At 69.4% G+C, this 16842-nt stretch carries 11 protein-coding genes; 8 read left to right on the top strand and 3 right to left on the bottom strand.

Translation table 11 applies throughout. The features are described 5' to 3' along the window. Positions 1–114 precede the first annotated feature (114 nt). Positions 115–1797: a glycosyl hydrolase family 28-related protein gene (locus tag HDA40_RS03615; RefSeq protein ID WP_253751589.1), complete on the top strand. Its 1683-nt coding sequence runs from the start codon at positions 115–117 to the stop codon at positions 1795–1797. A gap of 240 nt (positions 1798–2037) precedes the next feature. Here the strand turns inward: HDA40_RS03615 and HDA40_RS03610 are convergent, their stop codons facing one another. Continuing rightward, positions 2038–3297 carry an RNA-guided endonuclease InsQ/TnpB family protein gene (locus tag HDA40_RS03610; protein WP_253751586.1) on the bottom strand — a complete coding sequence of 420 codons (1260 nt, stop codon included), beginning with the start codon at positions 3295–3297 and terminating at the stop codon, positions 2038–2040. A 398-nt stretch (positions 3298–3695) separates the two neighbouring features. Continuing rightward, positions 3696–4178 carry an SRPBCC family protein gene (locus HDA40_RS03605; protein ID WP_253751583.1) on the bottom strand — a complete coding sequence of 161 codons (483 nt, stop codon included), beginning with the start codon at positions 4176–4178 and terminating at the stop codon, positions 3696–3698. Between the two features lie 476 nt (positions 4179–4654). Here HDA40_RS03605 and HDA40_RS03600 point away from each other — a divergent pair, with 476 nt between their 5' ends. The 6 genes from HDA40_RS03600 to HDA40_RS03575 all read left to right on the top strand — a co-directional run bounded on the left by HDA40_RS03600 (position 4655) and on the right by HDA40_RS03575 (position 15429). Next, a complete protein-coding gene (locus tag HDA40_RS03600; RefSeq protein WP_253751582.1) occupies positions 4655–5077 on the top strand; it encodes a nuclear transport factor 2 family protein in 423 nt (140 codons plus the stop codon). A 362-nt stretch (positions 5078–5439) separates the two neighbouring features. Next, the gene (locus tag HDA40_RS03595) at positions 5440–8403 is read left to right on the top strand and encodes a helix-turn-helix transcriptional regulator (RefSeq protein WP_253751579.1); all 2964 of its coding nucleotides are present in this window, start codon (positions 5440–5442) and stop codon (positions 8401–8403) included. A gap of 94 nt (positions 8404–8497) precedes the next feature. Next, positions 8498–8644 (top strand): hypothetical protein, encoded by a 147-nt coding sequence (locus HDA40_RS03590; protein ID WP_253751576.1) that lies wholly within the window; start codon positions 8498–8500, stop codon positions 8642–8644. Positions 8645–8704: 60 nt separating this feature from the next. After that, the gene (locus HDA40_RS03585; RefSeq protein ID WP_253751573.1) at positions 8705–11221 is read left to right on the top strand and encodes a carboxypeptidase regulatory-like domain-containing protein; all 2517 of its coding nucleotides are present in this window, start codon (positions 8705–8707) and stop codon (positions 11219–11221) included. Further along, on the top strand, positions 11218–13965 hold the full coding sequence (locus HDA40_RS03580) for a protease-associated domain-containing protein (RefSeq protein WP_253751570.1): 2748 nt from the start codon (positions 11218–11220) through the stop codon (positions 13963–13965). The genes HDA40_RS03585 and HDA40_RS03580 overlap by 4 nt, the downstream gene beginning before the upstream one ends. A gap of 195 nt (positions 13966–14160) precedes the next feature. Next, positions 14161–15429 carry a hypothetical protein gene (locus HDA40_RS03575; RefSeq protein ID WP_253751567.1) on the top strand — a complete coding sequence of 423 codons (1269 nt, stop codon included), beginning with the start codon at positions 14161–14163 and terminating at the stop codon, positions 15427–15429. Here the strand turns inward: HDA40_RS03575 and HDA40_RS03570 are convergent. Then, positions 15405–16202: a phytanoyl-CoA dioxygenase family protein gene (locus HDA40_RS03570; protein ID WP_253763547.1), complete on the bottom strand. Its 798-nt coding sequence runs from the start codon at positions 16200–16202 to the stop codon at positions 15405–15407. The genes HDA40_RS03575 and HDA40_RS03570 overlap by 25 nt on opposite strands. Before the next feature lie 63 nt (positions 16203–16265). On the opposite strand from HDA40_RS03570, the gene HDA40_RS03565 reads away from it, so the two are divergent. Further along, positions 16266–16835 carry a GNAT family N-acetyltransferase gene (locus HDA40_RS03565; protein WP_253751564.1) on the top strand — a complete coding sequence of 190 codons (570 nt, stop codon included), beginning with the start codon at positions 16266–16268 and terminating at the stop codon, positions 16833–16835. Positions 16836–16842 lie beyond the last annotated feature (7 nt).

Below are 16842 nucleotides of genomic sequence, written 5' to 3'. Positions count from 1 at the left end.
GCCGCGCAGGCCGATCGCGACTCCCCTTGCACCGTTCTGTGATTAAGCGCATAATCGGCCAGATTCAATCCAGCCTCCTCGGGGCGAGCGCTCCGAGAACGAGAGGGGATTTCGATGTCCATAACTTCCAGGCCGATGTCCCGGCGTACGCTGCTCGGCGCCGCGGCGCTCACTCCACTGGCCGTTGCGCTGACGGCGCAGAGCGCAGCCGCGGAGGCCTATCCCGTCTTCGACCTCCAGGCGGACTTCGGCGCGGTCGGCGACGGCGTCGCCGACGACACCGCAGCGTTTCAGCGGGCCGCTTGGGCGATCTCGGCGACCAGCGAGCGCGGCGCGACGCTGAACATCCCGGTCGGGACCTACCTGGTCGGAAAGCAACTTCCGGCGGATCAGATCGATGCATGGGTCAACGCTCAGAGCGCGTACATCGCCCCCGCCGACCTTCACGCCGACCTGGACGAGAACTTCGGCTCCTCCGGCTATCTCGACGCCTGGCGAGTCGCGCTGCCGATCTTCCACATCGGCTCCCGGGTCGGACTGCAATACCTGCAAATCAACGGACACGGCGCGACGATCAAACTCGCCGACGGCCTCCTGTACGGCGGGTACGTGCCCGCGACGAACTATGACGCCGGACAGATCCCGGGGAACCCCGCCGACGAGGTGGGCACCAGCCCGCGCAGCCGGTACGGGGTCGAGGCCGGCCGCATGATTCAGGTGATCGGCGGCAGCAACATCACGATCTCGTCGCTGGTCCTCAACGGCCGATCGGTCGCGCTGAAGCTCGGTGGCAGCTGGGGCGACACGGGACGACAGGTGAAGGCGACCGGCATTCGGCTGCTGAAATGCCGCAATGTCACGATCAACTCGGTGACCAGCAAATTCCACGGCCTGGACGGCATCGCATTGGGATACGGCGGCCTGACCCTCACCGATCCGCCGACCGACTACACGCTCACGAACGTGGTCACCGAGTACAACGGCCGGCAGGGCCTGTCGTGGACCGGTGGCCGCGGACTGACCGCCACCGGCTGCAAGTTCCGCTTCACCGGACGCGCGGTCAACAACGGCGGCGGTGTCGACAACGGGCTCGCACTGTCGTCCAAACCGGGGGCCGGCGTCGACATGGAACCCGAGGGCGGCAGCATCTGCTTCGACGGACAGTTCACCGACTGCGAGTTCTACGACAACGCCGGCCCAGGCGTGGTCACCGCCTCGAAGCTCTCACCGGTCTCCGACATCGGCGACATGACCTTCGACAACTGCCGGATGTGGGGCGGCACAACCTGGGCCATCGACACCAACGCGCCCCGATTCCACTACTCCGACTGCAACTTCCACGGCAGCATCGACCCCGCGACGGGCACCACCCTCGCCGCCGACGCCTCGACCTTCACCGACTGCACCTTCGTGGACCTGCGACCGACGAGCGAGACCACCGGCTCGGTCTATCGCAGCAGCTACCTGATCAACGGCACGGCGCTGATCCACCTCACTCGCTGCATCATCACCGCCTACGAACTGGGCAGCATCTACAGCGGCGACGCTAAGGCTAGGACGCTGCTCGACTGCACGATCAACCACAACTACCGCTCCACCTCAACGCGAACCACCTTGTGCGCGCTGCGGGGCTGGCGAGTCGACGGCACCCAGTTCTTCGAGAATGTCAGCGTCAGCGGGTCGTGGACGATCCTCGTCTCCGGCGTGACCGTCGCCTCCACCAACCGCCCGACGACCGTCGAGGGACCGCAAGTCCTCTGGAACGGCAGCCTCTCCGGCACCATCCCGAACACATAGGACCGATCCTCGCTCCGGGTCACGCGAGCCGAGCCGGTCCGAGACGTCGCCTCACAGCCTGTTGAATAACCTGTTGGTTGATACAACAGCGCCCTTCTCGGGCGTCCTTGCCGCCGACCGCACCGTGCTGGGGTGGTCGGCGTTGGGGTTCCTGCGTCAACGGGACGGGTTTCACCGGCGGGCTGATGCCCGCCGGTCAGAGCCGTCCCTCGGCAAGGCATTGATAACCGGGCCTCGCACTTAGGGGTCCCGGATCTGGGCATCATGCTGCTCGCCCCAGACAGCGAGATTCGCGGCGGCATTCAGATCCCGATCCGCCTCAAAGCCACACACGGCACAGGCGAACACCCGCTGCGACAACGTCAGGCTGGCAGCAACAGCACCACACACCGAACAGGTCTTGCTCGACGCGAACCACCGATCCGCGGTCATCACCTGCCCGCCCGCCCACTGCTGCTTGTAGCCGACCATCCGCGCCAGCTGCGCCCAGCCCGCGTCGCTGATCGACCGAGCCAGCCACCGGTTTCTCACCATGCCCGCCGTGTTCAGGTCCTCCAACACCAGCCGATCGTGGGTATTGACCAGATGGTTGGCGACCTCATGCAACGCGTGTGCGCGAACGTCTTTGATCCGCCGGTGACAGCGAGCCAACCGCGCCACCGCCTTGCCCCGGTTGATCGACCCGCGCCGCGCCCGCGACACCCTCCGCGACAGACGCCGCAGCCTCGGCAAACTCGTGCGCAACGGCCGGGGCGGGTCGACCCGCACCACTTCTCGACCGGTGCGGTCGGCGGCCACCACGAGCGCGGTCAACCCCCGATCCACACCCACCCAGCCCTGCTGGTCGCCTGCGGCAGGTGCCGGGTGGCGGCGGGCCGGATGCAGATCGGCGGCCTGCACGGTGACACTGATCGTCCACCGCCCCGCACGATGCGACACCGTCACGTAGCGGATGGTGGCCCGACCGTTGCGCAGCATGCGCCGCAGGCGGCGGGTGTCCTCCCGCACCCGCAAGATCCCGATCTTGGGCAAGCTGATCGTCCGCGGACCGGCATCGACGTCACCTACCCGGATCGTGGCCTTGCCGGCGGTGGTCTTGTTGCGGATCCGGAACGACACCACCGTGGCCGACTTGCGCTTGAATCGCGGAAACCCCACCCGGCGACCGCGCCGCTTGCCTTTTCGTGAGTCGGCGTACGCCGCCAACGCCCGGCCACAATCGACCGCGGCCTCCTCGAACACCTGCTGACTCACCTCGGACCGCCAGCGCAAACCCGCACTCTGCAGCGTGGCCCGTCCGGCCGAGTCCACCGCCCACACCCGGCCCGCCGCCGCCGACCGCTTCCACCCATTGAAGCTGTTGATCAGATCAAACGCAGTCCACGGCACCCGCACCGAACCATCCGCGGTCTTGGCCTTGGTATCGAGGGCGTCTTTCACCATCGCCAGACACTGGTTGAACGCAAACCGCGCCGCACCCGCATGCCGCCCCAACACCACCATCCGCCCCGCCCGGGCATCGACAGTGAACCGGAACGCCGTGAACCTACTCACCGGGTTAGTCTTCCAGCCACCTACGACAACAACCCGTTCTTCAACGGGCTCTCAGACCGGTTCGGGACCGCGCACCCCGCCGCCCAAGCGGCATCGCTATGGCATGGCGGGCATTCGCCCCCGGCCGAGACCTGCCGCCTCTGGCGCCAGACTCACGACTCACGCTGGCGTACCGGTCCAGTCGATCTCAATCTGCTTCTGCAGACCCTGTGTGGGATTGCCGCCGGGTTTCCCGGCCGGACTCTGGTCATGATCGGACTGCGCCGGGAACATGGCCACTGGCTCGACGTCGAGGCGAGCGCGTAGCAGGTCGGTGACGCCGGGCTGGCGTGGGCGCTTCGAGATCAGCGATTCTCCTCGGCCACGCGGCGGGCGAGGTCTCGTGGGCTGCGGTTGGGAGCGCCGGGTCCGCCGTCGGCTAGTTCCGGGAGGCTGGTGCCGATGAAGTGATTCCAACTTCGGCTGCACATGTCCTTGCAGTCGAGTTCGTCGTTGAGGCCGCGGTGTTCGAAGGTGAGCTCGCATGAGTCGTGGTCGAGTGGGGTGATCGTGAAGGTCGGCTGCGTTCCGATCCAGTCCTGCAGGAAGGTGCACTCGACGACGGTCCAGCGGACGGCGGTCGGGGGCGTCGCCTCGTCGACACGGATCAGCAGCGGGGGATGGCCGGGCACCATCGGGAACCGCAGCTCTCCATTGGTCAGCCCGGAACCGGTGACGGGGCTCCACCAGGTGGTGAGTGCTTCGGGGCTGGTGACCAGGTCGAACACGACGTCGGCGGGGGCGTTCACTCGGACGGTGATGCGATAGTCGGTGCTCGTACTGGTCATTGTGGCCTCCTCATACGGTATGGCAACGTCCTGGTTGCCATACCGTATGGCAACCGGTGGGTTGCGTCAATGCCCGCTGTCGCCGCGCGGGCCATGACGACCGCGCCTTCGCATCCCCACTCCGCCAACCCGGGCACCTGGAAGTCGGCGCTTAGCACCCTCTGTCGCCGAGGGCTCTGCAGCGCCTCTGCAGCCAGCTCGCCGCTCGGCCACGGATGCCGATAGCTTCCGTTTATCGCGGACAATGTGGATAAGCGCGTGTGGCGCATCGACGGCGACGCGGTGTGGGACGAGGACTTGCGGGTCGAGCCAGGCGGCTCGTCGGAGATCCATGCCAGGTCACGCGACGAGTGTCAGCAAGCGTGCTCAGGCTCAACATGTCGAACCCAAGGTGCCCGAGATCGGCGGGGCTGGCGGGGGATCACCACGTCCGATTCTCGCCGGACTGATACCGTCCGGGTCGCCATGATGGGTTGGTGAGCAGTGAGAGCACGATGGACGTACTGCAGAATTTCTACGCCGCCGAGGCCGCCTACATCGCGGCTGGAGGTATGGGGAAGGCCCCATTCGGCGGGATTGCCGCATGCCTCCATCCCGACGTGGTGATGTACCAGGCGCCCAGCCTTCCGTACGGCGGCATCTGGCGCGGGCCGCGCGGCATCGAGAGGTTCATGGCCGCGATGAGCGATGCATGGCAGTCGCTGGAGTTCCTCGAGCAGCGATTCGTCGTCGGCGACGACGCGATCGTGGTCCTGAACCGAGGCGTCCTGACCGCCCGAGCCACCGGCCGGATGCTGGAGACCTCGGTCATGCAGCTGATCACAGTCCGAGACGGGCTGATCAGCGAGATGTATCCGTTCTATCAGGACACGATGGCGGTCGCCGAAACCCTTCGCTGACCATCCTTGATGGAGATTCAATAGGCGTCGCGGCCGTCGACGTGCAGCACTCAGCGTCAGCCTGCTACCGCGAGAACTTGGCAGACGTCAGACGACCTGGCGCGCAATAGGCTGAGCGTCGGCAGCGGGTGGCCGCATCAGCACGACGAACCGCCAGACTTGGAGAGGCGCCCAGGTCTAGCGGCGGCGTGGCGCAGCAGACGCTCCAGTCCCCGCCGTTGACCTCGCCGTCCGGCGACCGCGTTGGCCAGGCTCGATCGGAGCGGTTGCCGAACCATGGGTAGCCGCTTGGCGCACGGGTTCTCGTCCGCGAGTGGTCGAGGGCTTCCGTTGACGGTGATCAAAGGGCAAGCTGGTGGATCATGGCCGGTTCCCATCCAATCGCCGCGCCCCGGCTCGTCGGCCGCGACCGCGAGCTGGCGGCGCTGCAGGCGTTCATCTACGGCGACGCCCCGCGTGGCGAGGCGTCGGGCGGCTCGGGCGTCGCACTGGTCGAAGGCGAGGCCGGGGTCGGCAAGTCCCGGCTGATCCGCGCTGCCCTCATGGCGTACGGGCCGGAGGAGGAACACCGACCGGACGCGCCGTACAGACAGGATGGGCCGCGCGTGCTGCACGCGGTCTGCCCGCCGTTCCGCGAGCCGTTGACACTCGGCACCATTGTGGACGCCCTGCGCCAGGCGGTCGACACCCCGGAGGGCTTGGCGCTGACGCCACTCGCCGGCGCATTGCGACCGGTGTTCCCCGAGTGGACAGATCATTTGCCGCCTGCGCCGGAGCCGGTCGCGGATCCGTCTGCGGCGCGTCACCGGATGCTGCGTGCGCTGGCCGAACTGCTGGCGGCGTTGGGCGTACGGGTGCTGGTGGTGGAGGACGTGCACTGGGCCGATCCGGCCACGCTGGAATTCCTGGTGTTCTTGGCTGCCCGTCCCGTCGCCGAGGTTGCATTGGTCGTCAGCTATCGGCCCGAGGACGTGCCCGCCGACTCTCTGCTTCGTCGGCTGTCCGCTCGCGCCACGCTGCGGCTCGAACTCGCGCCGCTCAACGTCGCCGACACCGCCCGGCTGATCTCCTCGATGCTCGGCGGAGAACCCATCTCGCACCGGTTCGCCTCGTTCGTGCATGAGCGTACGGAGGGGGTGCCGCTGTCGGTCGAGGAAGCGGTCAGGCTCATGCACGCGCGTTCCGACCTCGTGCGTCGTGACGGCCGGTGGGTCCGCCGCCGGCTTACCGGCATCGCGGTGTCCGCGACGGTCCGGGACGCGGTCGGCGAGCGCGTCGACCGGCTCGATCCGCAGGCTCGCCAGCTCTTGTACGCGGCAGCGGTGCTGTCGGCGCCCGCTACGGAGGTCGTCCTGACGCAGGTCGCCGGGCTGTCCGAGGAGGCTGCTCTCGACGCGACGCTGGCGGCGCTGGATTCCGGACTGCTGGTGGCCGACGAGCGGGGGCGGCTCGCGTACCGGCATGAACTCGCGGCGCGGGCGGTGCACGATGCGATTGCGATCCCGTGGCGTCGCCGCGCTCATGCCCGGGCCGCGCAGCTGCTCGAATCCGTCGAGCCGCAGCCGTTGCTCCGCCTCGCCCGTCACCATCGCGAAGCCGGCGACATCGCGTCCTGGTGCCAGTACGCCGAGCGGGCCGCGGCGCGTACGCTCGCCGCCGGTGACGAGGACGGTGCGGTAGGGCTCCTGCTCGACCTGCTGCTGCACGCTGAACTTGAGGTGCCGGTGGTGCTGCGGCTCGCCCGGATGATCCCGTTGAGCAGCGTCGCCGATCCGGCCCGCTACCGGGAGCTGGCTCGCGTACTGCAGAAAGGAGAGGACGCGGACGCGGCGGGTGACCGGGCGGAGGCGCTGGCGTTGTCCGGTGAAGTGCTCTTCTACCTGCAGGAGTACGACGCGGGACGGGCGGCGCTGGAGGCCGCGATGCCGGGGCTGGCGGATCGACCGGCCGAGGCGGCGCGGGCGATGATGCTGCTGGCCCGGCCGCGCGGTCGGGGTGTGCCGGCGGACGCGCACCGGCGCTGGCTGGAGCGGGCGGCGCCGCTGACCCACGCGTTGGCACCGCCGGACCGGCTGCGGCTGGTGATCGCGAGCGTGACCGCGCGGCTGACCTTGGGCGACCCGGTGGGTTGGGCGGCTGCGGCCGAGATTCCGGACGCTCCGGCCACACCCGATCTCGCGTCGCTGGTGACCGCCGGGCAGCTCAACCTCGGCCACGCCGCTCTCACCTGGGGCCGCTACGCCGACGCCCGCGCCCGCCTCGACCGCGCCCGCACGCTGGCGGAGCAGCATGAGCATCTGCTGCTGCACGACATGATCGTCACGACGCGGGCGCATGTGGACTGGTTCACCGGTGAGGACTGGGCGGGTCTGCTGCCCCGGGTGGTCGCGCTGGCCGGCGACCCGGCGTTGCAGCCGCTCACCCGCAGCGAGGCGACCGTCGTGATCGGACAGTTGACGGCGGCCACCGGCGATCCGGTCGCCGCGCGGGCACAGTTCGCGGTCGCGATCGAGCTGGCCGAGCAGGCGGGCGCCGTGGATCATCTGGTAGAGCCGATGGCTGCCACCGCGCGGCTGCTGCTGCGTGCGGGGGAGGTCGAGGAGGCGGTGCGGATCTCCGGCGAAGCCGCGGAGATGATCGAGGACAAGGGGCTGTGGCTGTGGGCCGCCGAACTGCTCCCCGTACGCCTCGACGCCCTGCTCGCCGCCGGCCGGTCCGCCGACGCCGAGCGGCTGCTAGGGGAGTACGCGGCCGGAATCCCCGACGACGCCCCGGCCCAGGCGGCAGCGCTCCGCCTCGGCGAGGCGATCCTGCGACCCGATCCCGATGCGTTCGCCGCCGCCGCTGACGCGTACGCGACCGCGGGGCGACCCTACGACGCCTTGCTGGCCCGGGAACGGCAGGCGCTCTGTCTCCTGGCGGACGAGAGTCGGCCTGGCGACCGACCAGCTGGGTCGGCGTTGCTGACGGAGGTGGCGGAGGGGTTGCGCGCACTGGGCGCTACCTCCGACGCGGCCCGGCCGTCGGAGGTAGCACCGACGCCCGCCGCGAAGACGCCCGCCGCGAAGACGTCGGCAGGTGAGACGCCGGCTGAACCGCGACGGCGGGGCCGGCCCGGGTACGGGGATCGGCTGTCGCCGCGCGAAGTGGAGGTCGTCCGGCTGGTGGCGGCCGGGCAGACGAACCCGCAGATCGCGGAGGCGCTCACGCTGTCGGTGAAGACCATCGGCGGGCACATCGAATCGGCCATGCGGAAACTGCGGGTGTCATCGCGTACGGCGCTGGCGGTCGCGGCCGTCGAACAAGATCTTCTGGGACCAGCGTAGGGCGGTCCGCGCCCAATTTTTCCGGGGCGCGGGCGGAATTAAACCCGGCATCTGCCGTCTCGTCACCTGTGCCGCGCGGGCCAAGACTCACTTCGTGAGCACCGACGACGAACCGGCGAACGGTTCACCGCCGCCGCCCGCCGACGCACCCGCCCAGCAGCCACTGGCATCCGACCCCCTGGAGTCTGATGTGGATTCCACGGATGAGGGCGAGCGCGACGACGAGTACGAGCCCCTGTGACGGCCGACCACCCCCTTGGCAGCGGACAACGCTGTGACGGCTGACGAAAGGCGTACCCCCATGTCACCACCCCTCTCCGCGCGGCGATGGATCGTCACCGCGCTGACCCTGACCCTCGCCCTCACCTCGGCGGCGGCCTCCGCCATCGCCACCGCCGCACCCGGCGGAAACCACGGAACCGCGGGCCTGTCCGCTGACCCGAGCGTGCGCGACCGGTACACCCCGGCCGACTGCAACCAGCGCACCGCCCCGCGGACCGCGCAGTGCTACGCCATGGTCCTCACCGGCACTGACCACAGCCTGCGGGCCGCCGCAGCCGACGGCCCGCCCGCGACCGCGCTGGGGCCGGCGGACATCCGCGACGCGTACAAGCTGCCCGACGCAGGGCAGGGGCAGACCGTGGCGATCGTCGACGCCCTCGGCAACTCCCACGCCGAGGAAGACCTCGCCGTGTTCCGGGCGCACTACGGGCTGCCCGCGTGCACCACCGCCAACGGCTGCTTCCGCAAGGTCGACCAGCGTGGCGGGACGGCGTACCCGCCGGACGACCCGGGCTGGGGGCTGGAGACCGCGCTCGACCTCGACGCCGTCTCGGCCGCCTGCCCGAACTGCCACATCCTGCTCGTCGAAGGCGACAGCGCGTCGGTCGACGACCTCGCCGCCGCAGTGGACACCGCCGTACGCATGGGCGCCGGTTTCGTGTCGAACTCCTACGGCGTACCGGGTGAGTTCGGCGAAGAGCTGCAGATCGACGAGCACTACACCCACCCGGGGACGGTCATCACCGCGTCCACGGGGGACACCGGTTACGTCGTGAACTATCCGGCGTCCAGCCCGGCCGTCGTCGCGGTCGGCGGAACGAGTCTGACCCGTGACGACTCCGTGCGCGGCTGGCACGAGGCCGCGTGGGGCAGCCCCGCCGGCGGCCCCGGAGCCGGGTCGGGCTGCTCGATCTACGAGCCGAAGCCCGCGTACCAAAACGGTGTGAACACGGGCTGCGACCAGCGTGCGATCGCCGACATCTCGGCCGTCGCGGATCCGGCGACGGGTCTCGGGGTCTTCGACACGACGAACGGCGGCTGGCTGCAGGTGGGCGGGACGAGCCTGTCGGCGCCGCTGACGGCGGCCATGTACGCGCTCGCCGGCCGCCCAGCCGCGGACAGCGACCCGGTGACGTTCCCCTACCACGACCCGCAGCAGTCGGCGCACCTGTTCGACGTGACCGACGGCGTGGTCGCCGACTGCGGTACGCAGCTGTGCCAGGCGGGGCCGGGCTGGGACGGGCCGACCGGCCTGGGCAGCCCGAACGGCGTCGGTGCGCTCTCCGGCGGACCGCACGGGCGCATCGCCGGCCGCGTGACGGACGGGGACGGCAAGCCGCTCCCGGGCGCCACCGTGAAGGCCGACCCCGGCGCGTACGCGACCACGACCGCGGACGACGGCACGTACGCGATCGACGGCGCGCTCGTCGGCTCCTACACGCTGACCTTCGACAAGTACGGCTACGGCACGGTGTCCGGCCAGAAGGTGACCGTCGCGGAAGGACAGACGGTGACCGCGGACGCCCAGCTGCGTCCGGTCGACAGCAGCATGCTCGCGGGAACCGTCGTGGACGGCAGCGGCCACGGCTGGCCCGTCTATGCGCGGATCACGATCGACGGCTACCCCGGCGGTGCCGTCTACACCGACCCGTTCACCGGCGCGTACACGGTCCGGCTCGTCAACGACCGGGACTACACCGTCCACGTGACAGCCGTCTACCCCGGCTACACCGCTGATGCGGCTCCGGTGCATCTGGGCGGCGCCGACCTGCGCCACGACGTCCGCATCTCCGCCGACCTGACGGCCTGCACGGCCCCGGGCTACCGGTGGAACGGCTACGAGACGGGCTTCGCGAACCGTTCCGGCTGGAAGTCGCAGGGCTGGGTGTTCGACAACCCGGCCGACCGGTCGCCTCCGCCCGGCGGCGACGACACCTTCGCGCTCGCGTCGGGCAGCGGGGACGCGTACCTGACGTCTCCGGCCGTGAACCTGGCCGGGCAGTCCGCGCCGGAACTGCGGTTCGACAGCGCGTACTACGCCAAGGCCGTCCGGCAGCACGCCACCGTCGACCTCAGCGTCGACAACGGCCGCCGATGGACGACAGTCTGGCGCGCCGCCGACACCAACGTGCTCGGGGCACAGACCGTGGCCCTGCCACAGGCCGCCGGGCGTACGCAGGTCAAGGTCCGGTTCCACTACGAGGCGCGCGACGGCTGGTGGTGGGGCGTCGACGACGTCTTCCTCGGTACGCACGCCTGCGTCTCCGCACCGGGCGGACTGATCGCCGGAGTCGTGCAGAACTCCGGCCAGTCCGGAATCGACAACGCGACCATCGCCGGGCCGACCAGCCGGGCGCTGAGCGCGGCGTCCGACGATCCGGCGCTGCCGCACGGCTTCTACTGGCTGTTCGCGAACGGCACGGGAACCTACACGGCCGGCGCGCAGGGCTACACGACGGCGTCGGGCCCGGTCACGGCCGCGCCGGACAAGGTCACCCGCAAGGACTGGACGCTCACGGAAGGAGCGGCCCGATGAACCACCGCAGACAATCCATGAGGAGGGTGGGCGTCGCGCTGGTGGCGTCGGCGATGCTGGCGAGCGTCACCTCCGCCACGATCAGCGGCACCCCCGCCGCAGCCGCCCGATCCGGTGCGCCGCAACAGTTCACGGCCGCGCAGGCCGGAACCGCCCAGCCGGTCACCGTACCGCTCATCACCGGCGACTCCGTACGGCTGAGTGCGGCCGGCAAGCCGACCGCAGCCGGAGGACGGGTCACCGCCACCGCACAGCCGCGCCCCGGCGGCCCCACGATCAAGATCACCGCGACCGGGTCGGCCGGCGGCGTACAGCGGATCAGCGCGCTGCCCGCCGACGTCGCCCGGCTCGGCGCGGCGGTCGACCCGGGGCTGTTCGACGTCACCTGGCTCGCCGCCCACGGCTACGCGGCCAAAGACGCCCGCCTCCCCGTGGTCGTCCAATACGCGAGCACCGCCAACCCGAACACCCGCTTCCCGGGCGCGACGATCGCGAAGACCAACGCCGACCACACCGCCGAACTCGCCCTCGACCTGGGCCAGGCCGCTTCCTTCTGGTCCGCGGTCGCGCCCGGCGGGCGACTCGGCTCCGGCATCGCGCGCGTCTGGCTCAAAGATCACATCCTCGGGTACGCGACCAGCCCCGCGTACACCGCGACCTATCCCGTGACGGTGACCGTGCATCTGGCGGCCGACAAGGACCACCAGGTCTTCGCCTGCAACGCCGTCCGGACCACGATGTGCGTGATGGGCGTGAATCTCATGGGCATCACCGGCCCGGCGGCCGGCCAAGCCTTCACGGCCAACCTGCTCGGCTGCGCCGACATCGACCCGTGCACCACCTACGGGCTGCAGGCCAACGTACCGTCGGGCACCTACTGGATCAGCGGCTGGGTGTCGTTCTACGACGACGCGTACGACCAGAACGTCCTGCTGGAGAAGCCGGAGGTGACGGTCGCGGGCGCCACGGACGTGACCTTCGAGGTGGCGCAGGCCCGGCCGATATCGGTGCAGACGCCCCGGCCGTCCTCCACTTACAACGCGATGCTGCAGGACACCCGTACGCTGCCGGACGGCCGCTACGCCTCCGACCTGATGTTCAGCTCCTACGGCAACCACCAGTACTGGGTGACGCCGTCCGACCGGGTCTCGACCGGGCAGTTCCGGCTCGAACTCGGCTGGGTGGGCGGGGCGACGCCGGTGACCATGTCGATCGCAGGCAAGGGTGGCCAGGCCCTGCACGCGATGTATCCGTCGTACGCCACCTTCCCCGGCTACCCGATGTACCGGCTGGCCACTCGCGGAGCGGCCGGCGTGGTAGCGGCGGGTGAGGGGACCGAGGCGGACTTCGCCAAGGTCAACGCCCGCGGCAAGCTCGTCCTGCTGACCGTCGCCAACAGCACCGGCTTGCAGTGCTTCGGCGGTTCGCTGGGCGCGGTGATGGACTGGCAACTGCAGAACGCCATCCGCGCCGGTGCCGTCGGCGTCCTCATGGACCCGGAGACGCCGTCGGCGACGCCCGGGGAGTTCTGCGCCCTGCCGCTGCGCGGCGACTGGATCCTCGGTGAGGACCCCACTCCGCCGATGCCGTTCGTCTCGGTGACGCCGTCCGACGCGGCCGCCCTGCGGGCCCGGCTGACGAAAGGCTCCGTCAGCGTCGCGTACACCGACGGCGGCACGGCCACCGAGATCTACGACCTGAAGTTCTACGAGCAGGGCGAGATCCCGGCCGACCAGCGGTTGACCGTCCGGTCCGCCGACCTGACACCGACCAAGGCCGTGTACCGGACCGACACCGCGCAGGACGTGCTGGACAGCCGGGTCACCTCGGCCTTCCAGCCCAACGAGTTCCTCACCGGCGGCGTCGCCGAGCCGTTCGCCGCCCCCACGACCCGGACCGAGTACACCGGACCGATCTCCCCCGAACTCGTGCACCGCGACGAGCTCGAAAGCCCTGGCATGTACCAGAGTTCCCTGCGGGTGTACGCCGACACCAACCGGCGTACACAGGAATGGGCAGCCCGCCCGTTCGTCCCCGGCAGCCCCGCCGAGGTACCGGACGTGCTCGCCGCCCAACCGGGCAGCTGGGGAACGACGCTGAACCCGGTGCAGCTGTGCTCCTACTGCCGCCAGGGAAACACGTTCTACCCCATCGGCTACATGGAATCCGACCGCTCCCTGTCCAGCGGCCTCTACGGCTACGACTCCGCCTCGGCGCACCTCTACCGCGACGGCGTCGAAGTGCCCCAGGGCTCGGTCGCCGGCCTGGTCGCGTACACGCTGCCACCGGAGAGCTCGGCGTACCGGCTGGCGACCGACTATCGCCTGTCGTCCTACGGCGAGGTGCACACCCAGTGGGAATTCACCTCGGCCGCCCCCGCAGTGAACCGGCCGGGCGCAGGTTCGATCTGCATCGGCACCCTCGTGTCGGACTCGACCGACCCGTGCGCGGCTGATCCGCTCGTGTTCGTCGCGTACCACTTCGGTGACACGCCGGCACGAGGGTTCACGGTCGAGGCGTACCACCAGGACCCGCAGGCACCCCGGATCAGCGGAGTGCAGGTCTGGACGAGCACCGACGACGGCGCACACTGGACGTCGGCGACCGTGCGCAGCACCCAGGGCGGATACGCCGTCACGCCGCACGTGACAGGGACGGGTGCGCTGAGCGTACGCGTCGTGGCGGTGGACGCGGCCGGCAACCGCGTCGACCAGACGGTTCTGCAGGCGGTTCGCTTGTCCTGACCGTGTTCTGAGCGCCTCATGAGCCGCTTGGATCAGGGAGAATCTCCTTGATCCAAGCGGATCATGGATCTTCGGCGACGATCGACGCGGGAGGGCCACGTGGTTGCGCCTCGCTGATACCGTCCAGCCACGGTTTTCGGGGGTGGGAGCAGCATGCGATCGAGGTGGCGCTGGGTCCGATTCGCATTGGTCCTGGTGATGCTGGCTGCCGTACCGCCAAACGGCCCGAGCACAGGCCGGGTGGTGCTACCAGCCTTGACCAGGGGCGAGTTCTATTCCCTGATCGGCGACGGGTACGCCACCCGTCACTCCATCCACGACGATGACGTCGGTGTGCTCGACCTGCACAACGGACGGGAACTCTGGCGGCGCGATCCGGGCATCGGCCACCTGCAGTCCCAGCGCATCGTCGACGGCGTACTCATCATGAGCGCCACCGGCTACACCGATGCGACGAAGAAGGTCCTCCGGTCCGGGACTGATCAAACGTTCGCTGTGGATCTTCGGTCGGGTGGCGAGTTATGGCGCCGCAAGGGGGCCGTCCTAGCCAACACAGCCGGTGCGATTGTGCCGATCTGGTGCAGCGGGTGTCCCGACGATTCCGTAGGCGTTGACGCGCGTACCGGGCGGGAGATCTGGCGATCCCCTTGGTTGAAAGCGTCGAATTATTTCGATGGAACCGCACAGTGGTCGACCGACCGCGACGGCACGGTGCGGGCAGTGGACCTGACGACCGGAAACGCGCGCCTCGTCGGAACGCTTCCCAAAGATTATTGGATCATCGGCGGATCGACGAGATACATCCTGGCTGTTCCACCGTCCCCACCCCGCTCCGGGCCCCTCGAATACCCAGGCGTAGGCGTCTTCGACATCCACGGCTTGCGCCAGATCGCGTACTTGAACGTTACGAACAGCGCCAGCTATCCGCCTGACCTATGGCCCTGCGGAGATCTCATCTGCCAGCGTGGCGGCGTCGACATGGTCGACATGAAGGTATACGACCTGCAGGGCCAACTCCGTTACATCACGGCGCAATTCCTGCTGCACACGGTCATCGATCGCGACGGTCAGCAGCTCATCCTCGGCGAGCAGCATCGATCCGGCGTCGTCGCGACGGGTGTGCCGACGGACACCAACCAAATCCTCGAGGCCACGACGGGGCGAGTCCTTGCCGACATCGGTGCCTGGCGGCTCGTCCGAGTGGACGCCGACCGGATATGGGTCGCCCTGTTCGCCAGCCGCCGTACCGCCAAGCTGCTCGTCTCGTCCCAGGAGCGCGCTCAAGAAGAGACCATCTTCGGCTACATCGACCTGCGACCGGGGGTGCGCCTCGCCGTCACCACCCTTAGGCCGTTAGGCGGAGCATACGAGGACTGCGACTTCGACTTCGGCTGGCTGCTGTGCGGCAACGATGTCGCCCACACCCGCTCGGTCGCGATTCACGTCGGTGACGACTTCGAGTGAGTCCGATCATCTGCGTGATGTAGCCAACGCTCAGGGTCTTGGCCGGCGACGAAGCCAAGATAATCGCTGGCCAGTGCCACTCCGGCCAAGCGCCGGAGTCCGGGCGTCAGACGGCGTAGCCCGTCGAGGCCCGTGCCCAGGATGTGGTTGTCGGCCGGGCGTAGCCACGGCAGGACGTGTTCGCAGATCAGGGCTCGGCGCGTGGTCTCGGAGGTGTTGTGCCCGGCGGCGTGCCAGAGGCGCCCGCTGTAAACAAGGGCGCTACCGGCGGGCATGACGGCCGGCACGAGTTCCGAAGGCTTCGGGCGTCGATCGGCGGCCCACCGGTGGCTGCCCGGTGCGATCAAGGTGGCGCCGTTGTCCGCCGTGAAGTCGTCGAGTGCCCAGATGACGTTGGTCTCCGCCTCGACGTCCCGGGGGAGGGGATAGACCCCGGCGTCGAAGTGCAGCGGCTGGGTGCCCTGGCCCGGATCGACGGCTGACAGGAACAGCATGCCGAACTGGTAGACCTCACCGAGTGACGCGGTGACGAGGTTGCGCACACGCGGATGAAGGAGCAGCGAATCGAAGGCACCGACCCGGCTCAGCAGCGAATAGACCCGCCGGGTACGCCGGCCGTCGAAGTCGTTGTCACTCCAGCCGATGCCGCTCAGCAGATCGTCCGCGTGGTTGCGGGCCGCGGCAAGCTCTGCGTCGCCCAGCAAGCCTTGCAGGACCACGTAGCCGTCTTCCCGCAGCGCAACGAGATCCGAATCCAGGGCGCTGCCACGCATCTCCGCCACAACGAAGAATCCTAACTGCTCGCCGGTGCGGCCGGTTTCGTGTTGAATGGGCCGGTGATCAACCGACTAGCGCCCGCGGATCTGCGTGGCGGCGGTCTGCGGCTGCGGGTCTGGAAACCAGATGACGTCGACGCGTTGCTGCAGGGTGTCACCGACCCGGAATATCTGCGCTGGAACACACACCCGACGCCGGTCACGGACAAGGCAGCCGTCGCCGAGGTGCTGCGGGGACGGCGCGAGAAGTGGAAGCGGGGCGAGGCCGCGACCTACTGCGTGACCGACGAGGCCAGCGGCGTCGTCGTGGGCGGCGTCGGCCTCGGTTCCGTCCAGCCCGATCTGCGGGTCGCCCGGGTCAGCTACTGGGTGGCCGCCGAGCACCGCGGCCGGCGGATCGCCAGCACGGCGTTGACGCTGCTGACCCGGTGGGCGTTCGAGGACATCGGGCTCTACCGCCTCGAACTCGGCCACGCGGTCGGCAATGTCGCTTCCTGCCGGGTCGCGGAGCGCTGCGGGTACGCGACGGAAGGCACCCTGCGAGGTGCGATGTACGAGTCGCAGAACCGCGACGCCTTCCGTGACCTGCACCTGCACGCACGGCTAGCGATCGACCCGCTGCCAGACTGACCCGTTG

Source organism: Hamadaea flava, from assembly GCF_024172085.1.
GTDB classification, from domain to species: Bacteria; Actinomycetota; Actinomycetes; order Mycobacteriales; family Micromonosporaceae; genus Hamadaea; species Hamadaea flava.
The sequence above is the reverse complement of the archived record's forward strand: the minus strand, read 5'-3'. Positions and strand labels throughout refer to the sequence as shown.